At 70.7% G+C, this 12,079-nt stretch carries 13 protein-coding genes; 7 read left to right on the plus strand and 6 right to left on the minus strand.

Features of this window, described 5'->3' with window-relative positions; genetic code table 11:
- Nucleotides 1-128: 128 nt before the first annotated feature.
- Complete coding sequence (locus L3i22_RS14045) at nucleotides 129-1,274, minus strand: NAD(P)-dependent oxidoreductase (RefSeq protein WP_255658211.1); 1,146 nt, start codon at nucleotides 1,272-1,274, stop codon at nucleotides 129-131.
- Here L3i22_RS14045 and L3i22_RS14050 point away from each other — a divergent pair.
- A complete protein-coding gene (locus tag L3i22_RS14050) occupies nucleotides 1,255-2,682 on the plus strand; it encodes an NAD-dependent succinate-semialdehyde dehydrogenase (RefSeq protein ID WP_221327405.1) in 1,428 nt (475 codons plus the stop codon). The genes L3i22_RS14045 and L3i22_RS14050 overlap by 20 nt on opposite strands.
- Before the next feature lies 1 nt (nucleotide 2,683).
- Here L3i22_RS14050 and L3i22_RS53455 read toward each other — a convergent pair whose 3' ends face one another.
- Nucleotides 2,684-2,821, minus strand: a complete 138-nt coding sequence (locus L3i22_RS53455; protein ID WP_255658212.1) for a hypothetical protein — start codon at nucleotides 2,819-2,821, stop codon at nucleotides 2,684-2,686.
- A 53-nt stretch (nucleotides 2,822-2,874) separates the two neighbouring features.
- On the minus strand, nucleotides 2,875-3,120 hold the full coding sequence (locus tag L3i22_RS53460; protein WP_255658213.1) for a Uma2 family endonuclease: 246 nt from the start codon (nucleotides 3,118-3,120) through the stop codon (nucleotides 2,875-2,877).
- A gap of 124 nt (nucleotides 3,121-3,244) precedes the next feature.
- Between L3i22_RS53460 and L3i22_RS14060 the strand changes: the two genes are divergently transcribed.
- From L3i22_RS14060 to L3i22_RS14075, 4 genes are all read left to right on the plus strand, one after another.
- Nucleotides 3,245-3,628 (plus strand): GntR family transcriptional regulator, encoded by a 384-nt coding sequence (locus tag L3i22_RS14060; protein ID WP_221327406.1) that lies wholly within the window; start codon nucleotides 3,245-3,247, stop codon nucleotides 3,626-3,628.
- A complete protein-coding gene (locus L3i22_RS14065; RefSeq protein ID WP_221327407.1) occupies nucleotides 3,625-4,497 on the plus strand; it encodes an ABC transporter ATP-binding protein in 873 nt (290 codons plus the stop codon). The genes L3i22_RS14060 and L3i22_RS14065 overlap by 4 nt, the downstream gene beginning before the upstream one ends.
- Nucleotides 4,494-5,507, plus strand: a complete 1,014-nt coding sequence (locus L3i22_RS14070; RefSeq protein ID WP_221327408.1) for an ABC transporter permease subunit — start codon at nucleotides 4,494-4,496, stop codon at nucleotides 5,505-5,507. Before L3i22_RS14065 ends, L3i22_RS14070 begins: the two co-directional genes overlap by 4 nt.
- A gap of 257 nt (nucleotides 5,508-5,764) precedes the next feature.
- Nucleotides 5,765-6,901, plus strand: coding sequence for a sugar ABC transporter substrate-binding protein (locus tag L3i22_RS14075; RefSeq protein ID WP_221327409.1), 1,137 nt, complete (start codon nucleotides 5,765-5,767; stop codon nucleotides 6,899-6,901).
- 48 nt (nucleotides 6,902-6,949) lie between these two features.
- Here L3i22_RS14075 and L3i22_RS14080 read toward each other — a convergent pair whose 3' ends face one another.
- From L3i22_RS14080 to L3i22_RS14090, 3 genes are read right to left on the minus strand one after another with little or no spacing between them, the layout of a single operon-like run.
- Nucleotides 6,950-7,957, minus strand: a complete 1,008-nt coding sequence (locus tag L3i22_RS14080; RefSeq protein ID WP_221327410.1) for an LLM class flavin-dependent oxidoreductase — start codon at nucleotides 7,955-7,957, stop codon at nucleotides 6,950-6,952.
- A 10-nt stretch (nucleotides 7,958-7,967) separates the two neighbouring features.
- Nucleotides 7,968-8,447 (minus strand): SsrA-binding protein SmpB, encoded by a 480-nt coding sequence (gene smpB / locus L3i22_RS14085; RefSeq protein WP_221327411.1) that lies wholly within the window; start codon nucleotides 8,445-8,447, stop codon nucleotides 7,968-7,970.
- Nucleotides 8,448-8,456: 9 nt separating this feature from the next.
- Nucleotides 8,457-8,735, minus strand: coding sequence for a hypothetical protein (locus L3i22_RS14090; RefSeq protein WP_221327412.1), 279 nt, complete (start codon nucleotides 8,733-8,735; stop codon nucleotides 8,457-8,459).
- Between the two features lie 175 nt (nucleotides 8,736-8,910).
- On the opposite strand from L3i22_RS14090, the gene L3i22_RS14095 reads away from it, so the two are divergent.
- Together L3i22_RS14095 and L3i22_RS14100 are read left to right on the plus strand one after the other, a co-directional pair.
- Nucleotides 8,911-11,025 carry an MMPL family transporter gene (locus tag L3i22_RS14095; protein WP_221327413.1) on the plus strand — a complete coding sequence of 705 codons (2,115 nt, stop codon included), beginning with the start codon at nucleotides 8,911-8,913 and terminating at the stop codon, nucleotides 11,023-11,025.
- Nucleotides 11,026-11,074: 49 nt separating this feature from the next.
- On the plus strand, nucleotides 11,075-12,073 hold the full coding sequence (locus L3i22_RS14100; protein WP_221327414.1) for an NAD(P)-dependent alcohol dehydrogenase: 999 nt from the start codon (nucleotides 11,075-11,077) through the stop codon (nucleotides 12,071-12,073).
- The last annotated feature ends 6 nt before the right edge of the window (nucleotides 12,074-12,079 follow it).

Below are 12,079 nucleotides of genomic sequence, written 5' to 3' on the forward strand. Positions count from 1 at the left end.
CCCGGGTCTGCCGGGGCCTGCGCCGATCGCTTGCGGTCAAACCACGCTTTGGTACGGGCGGAGCGCGCTTCCCTCCGTACCGAAGCGGGCAGTTGCCTTGAGCGTGAGCGAAAGGCCCGGGGTGACCGTCAGCGGGATTCCAGGGCGCGGATGACGGCCGCCATGTCCTCGGCGGCATGCCCGGCCGACGACGTCTCCGCGTAGAGCTCCAGACACGTGTCCAGCAGCGGCGACGGGATGCCGGCCGTCTCCGCGGCCTCGACGATCAGGTGGTTGTTGTAGAGCACGTCGCGGATCGAGGCCTGCACGCTGAAGTCCCGGTCGAGCAGCTTGCGGCCCTTGATCCGGGAGACCGGGCTGGCCATCGGGCCGGCGTCCAGCGCGGCCAGCAGCGTGCCGCGGTCCAGGTCGTGCCGGCCGGCGAAGTGGAACGCCTCGGCCAGGCCGGTGACCATGCTGATCAGGAACGTGTTCACGGACAGCTTCATCAGCAGGCCGTTCGGGACCGGGCCGCAGCGGACGATCTCCCGGCACATCGGGCGCAGCAGCGGCTCGACCCGGTCCAGATCGGCGGGCTCGCCGGCCGGCATCGCGACCAGCTCACCGTTCTCGGCCGGCACCCGGGAGCCGGAGACCGGCGCCTCGACGTAGTGGCCGCCGGCGTCCCGGACCTGCTCGGCCAGCCCCCGCGACCAGGCCGGCGAGGTCGTCCCCATGTGCACCAGGGTGCGCCCGGCGACCAGCGCCTCGAACCCGGCGCCGTCGCGACCCAGCACCTCGTCGGCGACCCGGTCGTCGGCCAGCATCATCAGCACGACCTCGGCCGCGCCGAACAGCTCGGGGACGTCCGCGGCCACCGCGGCACCGGCGGCCCGCAGCGTCTCGGCGGCGGCGGGGGAGCGGTTCCAGACGATCAGGTCGGTCCCGGCGCGGGCCAGGTTGAGCGCCATCGGCCGGCCCATCACGCCCAGCCCGAGAAATCCCACGGTCACCCAGCTCACGCTAGCCGTCCGGGACCGCCCCGGGAGTAGCCAATCCCGGGGAACCGGCCGTTCAGCCCCCGCCTCGCCCCGCCTCGCGCTGCCTCGCCTCGCCTCGCGCTGCCTCGCCCCGCGCCGCGCCGCGCTGCCTCGCCCGGCCGCGGTCTTCGTCGTCGGGCTGTCCGGTTCTTCGCCGGGGCGCGGGGAATCATGGCGGCGCGGGCGGGTACGGAGAATGCTGGGGGCGTAACCGGACCGTGGTGGAGGAGCTGTAGTGGAGACCGAACTTTTCATCGGCGGCAAGTGGGTGCCCGCGTCCTCGGGGAACCGGTTCGACGTGCTCGACCCGGCGACCGGCGACACGGTCGCGTCGGTGGCGGACGGCGGCGAGGCGGACGCGATCGCCGCCGTGGACGCCGCGGCCGCGGCCGGCCCGGGCTGGGCGGCGACGCCCCCGCGGGCCCGCGGCGAGGCACTGCGCCGGGCGTTCGAGCTGATGACCGAGCGCGCCGACGAGCTGGCGAAGCTGATCAGCCTGGAGAACGGCAAGGCGCTGACCGACGCCAAGGGCGAGGTCACCTACGCCGCCGAGTTCTTCCGCTGGTTCGCCGAGGAGGCGGTGCGGATCGACGGCAACCTCACCTCCGCGCCCGGCGGCGCCAACCGGATCCTGGTCACCCGGCAGCCGGTCGGCGTGTGCGTGCTGGTCACGCCGTGGAACTTCCCGGCCGCGATGGCCACCCGCAAGATCGGCCCGGCGCTCGCCGCCGGCTGCACCGTGATCCTCAAGCCGGCCAGCGACACCCCGCTGACCGCGCTGGCCATGGCCGCGATCCTGGCCGAGGCCGGGGTGCCCGAGGGCGTGGTCAACGTGCTGCCGTCGCGCAGCTCCGGCAAGGTCGTCTCGGCGATGCTGCGCGACGCCCGGGTCCGCAAGCTGTCGTTCACCGGCTCCACCGAGGTCGGCCGGATCCTGCTGGCCCAGGCCGCGGAGAACGTGGTGAACACGTCGATGGAGCTCGGTGGCAACGCCCCGTTCCTGGTCTTCGCGGACGCCGACCTGGACGCCGCGATCGAGGGCGCGATGCTCGCCAAGATGCGCAACGGCGGCGAGGCGTGCACCGCCGCGAACCGGTTCTTCGTCGAGGCCCCGATCGCCGCCGAGTTCGCCCGGCGGCTCGCCCAGCGGATGGCGGCCCTGGTCGTCGGCCCCGGCACGGACGCGAAGACCCAGGTTGGCCCGCTGGTCAACGAGGACACCGTGGCGAAGGTGGACGCCCTGGTCAAGGGGGCCCTGGACGCCGGCGCGTCGGCGGTCACCGGCGGCAGCCGGCCGGCCGGGCCGGGCTTCTACTACCCGCCGACGGTGCTCACCGGGGTCGGCGCGGACGCGGCGATCCTGCGCGAGGAGATCTTCGGCCCGGTCGCGCCGATCGTCACGTTCACCGGCGAGGACGAGGCCGTCCGGCTGGCCAACGACACCGAGTACGGCCTGGTCGCCTACCTCTACACCGGGGACCTGGCGCGCGGCCTGCGGGTCAGCGAGAAGATCGAGGCCGGCATGATCGGCCTGAACCGCGGCCTGGTCAGCGACCCGGCCGCCCCGTTCGGCGGCGTGAAGCAGAGCGGCATCGGCCGCGAGGGCGGTCACGAGGGCCTCCTGGAGTACCTGGAGTCCAAATACATCGCGGTCAACTGGTAGCTCAGCGGCGGCGCAGCAGCGCCTCGGCGTCGATCTCGAAGGGGAACGGCTCGGTCCCGGCCAGCCGTTCCCCGCTCGCATACTCCGTGTATCGATCTCCGGCCAGCCGGAACAGGTGCAGCGTGACGGCATCTCCCACCGGCTCGACCATCAGATACCACGTGATCCGGGCAGCGGCCTAGAGCGCCGCTTTCAGGACCCGGTCCGGCCGGCCCGGAGCCGCACGTTGACCGCCCGGAAGGCGTGGAGCCCGGCAGCTTCCGCGCCCGGGTCCAGCATGGTCACCAGACGGCGCGCGACATGCTGATGGCGCGTGCCCGGGGCCGGGCTCACCAGCAGGCTCCCGTCGAACAGCTCGATGCGGTCGATGGTCTCGCCGAGGGCCAGATAATCCTCCTCGGTCCACGGCCCGACGTGCTCGGTTACGGCGATGCTCATGCCGTTCAGCCTGCCACGTGCGCCGCGCGCCCGGCCAAATCTCTTGTCCGCCTGTGGATAACCCTTTCCACCGTGGACTGTCATCGCTATTGTGCTAGGTAACTAGTGGAATGGTGGTGGTGAGGTGATCGAGTTTCACCTGGACGCGCGGTCCGGGGTGTCGCCGTACATGCAGCTGATCCAGCAGGTGCGCCACGCGCTCCGGCTCGGGCTGCTGACCGAGGGCGACAAACTGCCCACCGTCAAGGAGGTCGTGGCCCGGCTCGCGATCAACCCGAACACGGTGTCCAAGGCCTACCGCGAGTTGGAGTACGCGGGGCTCGTCACGGCCCGCCCCGGCGTCGGCACGTTCGTCACGAAGACGCTCGGCGAGACGAGCACCCACGAGCCGCTGCGCCGGGACCTGGAGCGATGGCTCGCCGGGGCCCGGGAGGCGGGGCTCGACAACGAGAGCATCGAGGCTCTCTTTCTCAATACTTTTCGGAGTTTTTCGGAGGCGCGAGCATGACTAGCGCACTGCACGCCGAGGGGCTGATCAAGCGGTACGGCCGTCGTACCGCCCTGTCCGACTGCACCCTCGACATCCCGGCCGGCCACGTGGTCGGCCTGGTCGGCCCGAACGGCGCCGGCAAGTCCACGCTGCTGCAGCTCGCCTGCGGGCTCCTCGATCCGACCGCGGGGCGGATCGAAGTGCTCGGCGAGCGGCCGGCCAGCGGCTCGCCGCGGGTCGGGTTCGTCGCCCAGGACACGCCGGTCTACGCCGGCCTGACCGTCGCCGAGCACCTGCGGCTCGGCGCCCACCTCAACCCGGCCTGGGACACCGCGATGGCCGAGCGCCGGATCGCCGCGGTCGGCCTGGACCCGGCGCAGAAGGCCGGCAAGCTCTCCGGCGGCCAGCGCGCCCAGCTGGCCCTGACCGTGGCCGCCGCCAAGCGCCCCGAGCTGCTGCTGCTCGACGAGCCGGTGGCCGCGCTCGACCCGCTGGCCCGGCGCACGTTCCTGCAGGGCCTGATGGAGCTGACCGCGGAGAGCGGGCTGAGCGTGATCATGTCCTCGCACCTGGTCGCCGACCTGGAGCGGGTCTGTGACCACATGATCGTGCTGGTCGGCTCCCGGGTCCGGGTGGCCGGCGACGTCGACGAGCTGCTCGCCAGTCACCACCGGCTGGTCGGCCCGCGGCGCTCGGCGGAAGATCTCGGCGGCGGCCGGGACGTGATCGAGGAGAGCCACACCGACGTCCAGTCGACGCTGGTGGTGCGCAGCACCGCGCCGATCGAGGACCCGTCCTGGCAGGTGAACCGGCTGGACCTGGAGGACATCGTGCTGGCCTACATGACCGGGGCGGCCCCGGTCCGGGTGCTGGAGGGGCAGCGATGATCTGGTTGACCTGGCGGCAGTTCCGGATCCAGGCGATCGCCGGCGCGGTCCTGCTCGTCCTGCTCGTCGCCGCCGTGCTGATCTCCTGGCGGGAGGTCGCCGACCTGGCGTCGAGCACCGGTTACACCGGCTGCTCCGGGGCCGCGTGCGTGGAGGCGGCGAAGACCTTCCGGTTCGAGGTCAGCGGGGGCCTGCCCAGCGCGGTCTACAACGCCGCCACCGCGGCGCTGTTCCTGGCGCCCGCGCTGATCGGCGTGTTCTGGGGCGCGCCGACGGTGGCCCGGGAGCTGGAGTCCGGGACGTACCGGATGATCTTCAGTCAATCCGTCGGCCGGGGCCGCTGGCTGCTGGTCAAGCTGGCGTTCGGGGCCTCCGCGGTGGTGCTCGGGGTGGGCCTGCTCAGCCTGCTGCTGACCTGGTGGGCGGGGCGGATCGACGCGGCCGGCGGCGACCGGCTGACGCCGCTGGTCTTCCCCGGCCGGGGTGTCGTGCCGATCGCCTACGCCGCCGCCGGGTTCGTCATCGGGGTGACCCTCGGCCTGGTCCTGCGCCGGACCGTGGTCGCGATGGCGGTGACCCTGCTGGTGGTGATCGGCCTGCAGGTCGCCGCGCCGCTGGTGTTCCGGCCGCTGCTGGCCGGCGTGACCGTCTCGGTGGCCGCCCTCGACCCGACCAAGGACCTGGACGGGATCGGGATGAACCCGGACACCGGGGTGATGCACCTGCAGGCCGATCCGAAGATTCCCGGGGCCTGGATCCTGTCGAGCAGCGTGCTGGGGGCGGACGGCAAGCCGTTCACCGGCCCGGCGGATCTCACCAAGTGTGGTCCCAAGGGCAGTTTCGAGAACTGCACCGACTGGCTGAGGACCCAGAACCTGAGCGTACGGATCAGGTACGTCCCGGCCGGCAAATTCTGGACCGTGCAGTGGCGCGAGTTCGCCCTCCTGGCCGGACTGACGCTCGTCCTTTCGGCCCTGTCGATGTGGTGGATCCGGCGAAAGTTGGTCTGAGACCGGACGTACGGCGGCCCGCGCGAGCGGGCCGTTGTGCGGTCCGGACCGAAGAAACCGCCGGATATGCCGTTTCGGACAAAGGAAGTTATCAATACCCACGGTGATGCCTTGCCCCTCACAGGGGGCGAAGTGAATAATCTTGCACTCAGGCCTACACCCGATGTTGCGGCCGAGGCGCTATGGCCGATACTTGGCGGGCTTCCCGGCACCCCCCACGCAGGTCGGGATCCACCCCTGAGAGGACTCGTACTCCCATGCGCAAGGCACTGATCGGACTGGTCGCTGCCGGCCTGCTGACGTCGGTCACGCTCACGGCGTGTGACAGCGGTTCGGGCGACAGTGACTCCAGCACCAACGGTTCGGGCATCAACTCGACGGCCACCTCCTCCGGTGAGGGCAAGGGCGGCGTCGGGGTGGTCATGCCGGACACCGAGAGCTCCACCCGGTGGAGCAACGACGACCCGAAGTACCTCAAGGCCGCGTTCAAGGCGGCGAACGTGCCGGCCGAGATCCAGAACGCCCAGGGTGACGCCGAGGCGTTCAAGGGCATCGCGAAGGCCATGCTCGACAGCGGCATCAAGGTGCTGATGATCGCGAACCTGGACTCGGACAGCGGCAAGATCGTGATCGACCTGGCCCGGTCCCGCAAGGTCCCGGTGATCGACTACGACCGGCTCACGCTCAACGGTGGCGCCGACTACTACGTCAGCTTCAACAACGAGACGGTCGGCCGGCTCCAGGCCCAGGGCCTGATCAGCTGCCTGAAGCAGAAGGGCGTCAAGAAGCCGGTGATCGCCGAGCTGAACGGCTCGCCCACCGACAACAACGCCACCCTGTTCAAGAACGGCTACGACAGCGTCCTGCAGGCCAAGTTCGACAGCGCCGAGTTCGTGAAGGGCCCGGACCAGTTCGTCCCGAAGTGGGACAACAACGAGGGCAAAGAGATCTTCCTGCAGATGCTCAAGCAGTGGCCGGACATCACGGGTGTGCTGTCCGCCAACGACGGTCTCGGCAACGCCGCGATCGAGGTGCTGAAGAAGTACAAGAAGAACGGCGCCGTCCCGGTCACCGGGCAGGACGCCACCGTGCAGGGTCTGCAGAACATCCTCGCCGGTGACCAGTGCATGACCGTCTTCAAGGACACCAAGAACGAGGCGAACGCCGCCGCCAGCCTGGCGATCGGCCTGGTCCAGGGCAAGAAGCTGCCGGCCAAGGACAAGGTCAAGGACCCGGAGTCGGGCGCCTACATCCCGGCCGTCCTGCTCGACCCGACCCCGGTCACCGCGCAGAACATGATGATCACCGTGGTGAAGGCGGGCGCCGTCACCACCAAGGACATCTGCACCGCGAAGTTCCTGGCGGCCTGCCAGCAGTACGGGCTCGCCCAGTAAGCACACGCACGGAAAAAGGGGGCCGGCATCCGCCGGCCCCCTTTGCCGTCACCGGTCGAGCAGCTCCCGGACCCGCGGGATCACCTGGCTGCCGTACAGCTCGACCGCGGTGAGCAGGTGCTCGTGCGGGAGCGTGCCGTGGGCGTACTTCAGGTCGAAGCGCTGGATGCCCAGCGCCTCGATCGTCGCGGCGATCTTGGTGGCGACCGTCTCCGGCGAGCCGACGTGCCAGGCGCCGCCGTCGACGTCGGCCTCGAACCGGTCCCGGGTGATCGGCGGCCAGCCCCGCTCGCGGCCGATCCGGTCCAGCATCCGCCGCGCGTGCGGCCAGAGCAGGTCGACCGCCTCGTCGTCGGTGGCCGCGACGAACCCGGGGCAGTGCACCGCGATCGGCTGCGGCTCGTTGCCGAACTCCTTGAGCGCGCGGTGGTAGAGGTCGACGTACGGCGCGAACCGGGCCGGCTCGCCCCCGATGATCGCCAGGCAGAGCGGCAGGCCGTACCCCGCGGCGCGGACCACCGACTCCGGGCTGCCCCCGACACCGATCCAGGTCGTGATCCGGCCGGACTCGGTCCGCGGGAACACGCTCTGCTCGGTCAGCGACGGCCGCACGGTGCCGGACCAGGTGACCGGCTGCTCCTTGAGCAGCTCGGTCATCAACTCGGTCTTCTCCTCGAACAGCTGCTCGTAGTCGCCGAGGTCGAAGCCGAACAGCGGGAACGACTCGGTGAACGAGCCACGACCGAGGATGATCTCGGCGCGGCCGTTCGACACCGCGTCGAGGGTGGCGAAGCGTTCGTACACCCGTACCGGATCGTCCGAGCTCAGCACCGTGACGGCGGTGCCCACGGTGATCCGCTCGGTCCGGGCGGCGATCGCCGCCAGCACGATCTCCGGGGACGAGATCGCGAAATCGTCGCGGTGATGCTCGCCGACGCCGAAGGCGTCGACGCCGAGGCGGTCGGCCAGGACGGCCTGTTCGACCACATTGCGGATGACTTGAGCGTACGAGGTGCCGGCGGTGACGTCGCCGAACGTGTCGAGGCCGAACTTCATGATCAAGAGTCTATCGACGGCCCTTGAGTCGCCGGCCCATCTCCCGGGCGATCTCCTTCTTGGCATCCCGGTCGGCCAGCACCTGCCGCTTGTCCCAGGACTTGAGGCCGCGCGCGACCCCCAGCTCGACCTTGACCCAGCCGTCCTTGAAATACAGCGACAGCGGCACCAGGGTCAGCCCGGAACCGTCGTTCAGCGTATTCAGGATCTTGACGATCTCGGCCTTGTGCAGCAGCAGCTTGCGGGTGCGGCGCGGCGCGTGGTTCGTCCAGCTGCCGAAGCCGTACTCGGCGATGTGCAGCCCGTACAGCATCAGCTCGCCCTCGTGCTCCTGGGCGAACGCGTCGACCAGCGACGCGCGGCCCAGGCGCAACGTCTTCACCTCGGTGCCGGCCAGGACCAGGCCCGCCTCGTACGTCCGCAGGATCGCGTAGTCGTGACGTGCCTTCTTGTTCGAGGCGATCAGCTTCGTCCCGGTTTCCTTAACCACCCCCAGAGCCTAGCCAGGACCGTCGGTGGGGATCGGGCGGCGCATGGAATAGGTCACGCTGCTCAGCCGGTGCGGCTCGTCCTTCACGTGGATCACCGCGCGGTCGTAGGCCTGCCAGCCCGCCGCCCCCGCCCGATTCATATGGCGCAAGTCGTCGAAGCGCTCGTCGGTGCCCCAGCGCAGCACCCCACCCGGGTGATGGAAGGTGGCGGTCCAGTCCATGAACCGGTCGGTGCCGAGCGTGCCCGCGGCGCGGTACTCCAACCGCGCATACTCCCAATTGGTCACCCGGATGATTATGCCCCCACCCGGAGTACGTCGCCGTCCGTACTGGACGCCCGGCCCGGTAAGCCGCCGGGCGTACGCCACCCCTGAAGAATCCCTGATCTGGCCCGCGCGGGGTTCATCTCGATCTCTCCACGTGCCTACGCTCCGCCCGTCCACGCGTTTGGGGGGAAAAGCGATGACGACGGGTTCCTTCGCGCGGCTGGTATGCGGCCGCCGTACGAAATGGATCGTGCTGGCACTGTGGATCGTGGTGCTGGTGTTCGCCGGTTCACTCGCCGGCAAGCTCGGCGGGGTCGAGAAGAACGACAACGCCTCCTGGCTGCCCGGCGACGCCGAGGCCACCCAGGTGTCCGAGCTGCAGAAACAGTTCCAGCCGGACGACCTCATCCCGGCCATCCTGGTCTACGAGCGGGCCGGCGGCATCACCCCCGCCGACCAGCAGAAAGCCACCGCCGACGCCCAGGCGATCGCCGCGGTGCCCGGCGTCACCGGCCAGATCATCGGCCCGGTCCCGTCCGCGGACAAGGCCGCGCTGCAGGTCATCGCGCCGATCAAGGTCGACGCCGACGGCTGGGACAAGATCGCCGACGTCGCCGGCCAGATCAAGACCATTTCCGGTACGGGGGAGAACGGCCTCGGCATCTACATGACCGGTCCCGCCGGGGTCGCCGCCGACTCCGCCGGTGCGTTCGAGGGCATCGACGGCACCCTGCTCTACACCACGCTGATCGTGGTGGCGATCATCCTGCTCGTCACGTACCGGAGCCCGGTCCTCTGGCTTCTCCCGATCATCACCGCGGGCGCCGCGCTGATCACCGCCCAGGCCGTGATCTACCTGCTCGCCGCGCACGCCGGCCTGGTGGTGAACGCGCAGAGCGCCGGCATCCTGACCGTCCTGGTCTTCGGCGCCGGCACCGACTACGCGCTGCTGCTCGTCGCGCGCTACCGGGAAGAGCTGCGCCGGCACGCCGACCGGCACGACGCGATGATGTTCGCCCTGCACCGGGCCGGCCCGGCGATCATCGCGAGCGCCGCCACCGTCGCGATCGGCATGTCCTGCCTGATGCTCGCCGAGGTCAACTCCACCAGCGGCCTCGGCCCGGTCGCCGCGCTCGGCGTCGCGGTCGGCCTGCTCGCCATGATGACCCTGCTCCCGGCCCTGCTGGTGATCTTCGGGCGCTGGTTGTTCTGGCCGGTCCGCCCGCGCTACGGCACACCCGAACCGACCGCGACCGGCCTGTGGGCGCGGGTGGGCAGCCGGATCGCCCGCCGCCCGCGGATCGTCTGGGTCAGCACCGCCCTGGTGCTCGGCTCGATGGCGCTCGGCCTGCTCCAGCTCGACGCGAACGGACTGAGCCAGAAGGACTCGTTCACCAGCGAACAGCCGTCGGTCGCCGGCCTCGAGGTCCTCGGCCGGCACTTCCCGGCCGGCCAGGGCGACCCGGTCGTGGTGATCGCCGGCGCCGCCCAGCGGGACACCGTCCGGGCCGCGTTCGCCGCCGTCCCCGGGATCAGCGAGGTCACCGACCCGGTGACGAAGAACGGCCTGGTCCAGTACGAGGGGACGCTGCAGGCCGCACCGGACAGCCAGGCCGCCGAGGACACCGTGATCGCCGTCCGGGACGCGCTGCGCGGCACCGGCGCCAAGGTCGGCGGGACCACCGCGTTGGCCCTGGACATCAACGAGGCCAACAAGCACGACAACCGGCTGATCATCCCGCTCGTGCTGCTCGTCGTGCTGGTCATCCTCGCCGTGCTGCTGCGCTCCCTGATCGCCCCGGTCATCCTGATGGCGACCGTGGTGCTCTCCTTCGCGGCCGCGCTCGGCGTCAGCGCCCTGGTCTTCCGGCACGTCTTCGGCTTCGGCGGCGAGGACACCGCGTTCCCGCTGTTCGTCTTCGTGTTCCTGGTCGCACTCGGCATCGACTACAACATCTTCCTGATGACCCGGGTCCGCGAGGAGGCCCGCGAACACGGCACCCGCCGCGGCGCCCTGATCGGCCTGGCCGCCACCGGCGGCGTGATCACCTCGGCCGGCGTCGTCCTGGCCGGCACGTTCGCGGCGCTCGGCAGCCTGCCACTGGTCGCGTTCGCCGAGATCGGGTTCGCGGTCGCCTTCGGCGTCCTGCTGGACACGCTGGTCGTCCGGTCGGTGCTGGTCACCGCCCTGAACCTGGACATCGGCCGGTGGATGTGGTGGCCCAGCAAACTCACCCACCAGGACCCGGCCGTCGACGCCCCGATCTCACCCGCCCCGTTGTCACAGTCTGAACGCGTGCTTCCACAGTGAGTCATCTCCCGAGCAGAGTCCGGCGGAGGACGACGCGAGGGAGACACTCATGAAGGCAGTCCGGGTGCACGCCTACGGCAAACGGCCCTCGATCGACGAGGTGCCCGAACCCGCGGTGACCGGTCCGTTCGACGTGCTCGTCGAGATCGGCGCCGCGGGGCTGTGCCGTACCGACCTGCACATCGTGGAGGGACAGTGGGCGGACCGGACGGGCGTCTCATTGCCGTACGTCATCGGGCATGAGAATGCGGGCTGGGTCCGCGAGGTAGGCAACGCCGTCACCAATGTCGCCGCAGGCGACGCGGTGATCCTCCACCCCCTCGCCACGTGCGGCCTGTGCCGCGCCTGCCGCGGCGGCGACGACGTGCACTGCGAGAACTCGCGATTCCCCGGCATCGACAGCGACGGCGGCATGGCCGAGCTGCTGCTCACCAACGCCCGCGCGGTCGTCCGCCTCGCGCCGGGCCTCGAACCGAAAGCGGTCGCGGCGCTCGCCGACGCCGGACTGACCGCCTACCACGCCGTCCGCAAAGCCGCCCCGCTGCTGCACCCCGGCACCACCTGCGTCGTCATCGGCGCCGGCGGCCTCGGCCACATCGGCATCCAGTGCCTGCTCGCGATGACCGCCACCCGGGTCGTCGTCGTCGACCCCAGCGCCCGCGCCCGGGAACTCGCCCGCGAACTCGGCGCCCACGAGGTCACCGAGCCCAACGCCGACCTCACCGACACCGCGCACGTGGTGCTCGACTTCGTCGGCGAACAGGGCGCCGAGGCGGCCGGCCTCGCGATGACCCGGCGGGCCGGCAGCTACTTCGTGATCGGCTACGGCGGCTCGGTGAACATCCCGACCATCGACCTGATCGCCACCGAACGCAGCATCATCGGCAACCTGGTCGGCTCCTACCTCGACCTGGACGAGCTGATGACCCTCGCCGCGCAGGGCCGCGTCACGCTGCACACCCGCGAATACCCGCTCGGCGCGGTCAACGAGGCCATCGACGACCTGGAAACCGGCCGGCTCACCGGCCGCGGCATCCTCATCCCCTAAGGGGCC

The sequence above is a fragment of the Actinoplanes sp. L3-i22 genome (assembly GCF_019704555.1).
Taxonomy (GTDB): Bacteria; Actinomycetota; Actinomycetes; order Mycobacteriales; family Micromonosporaceae; genus Actinoplanes.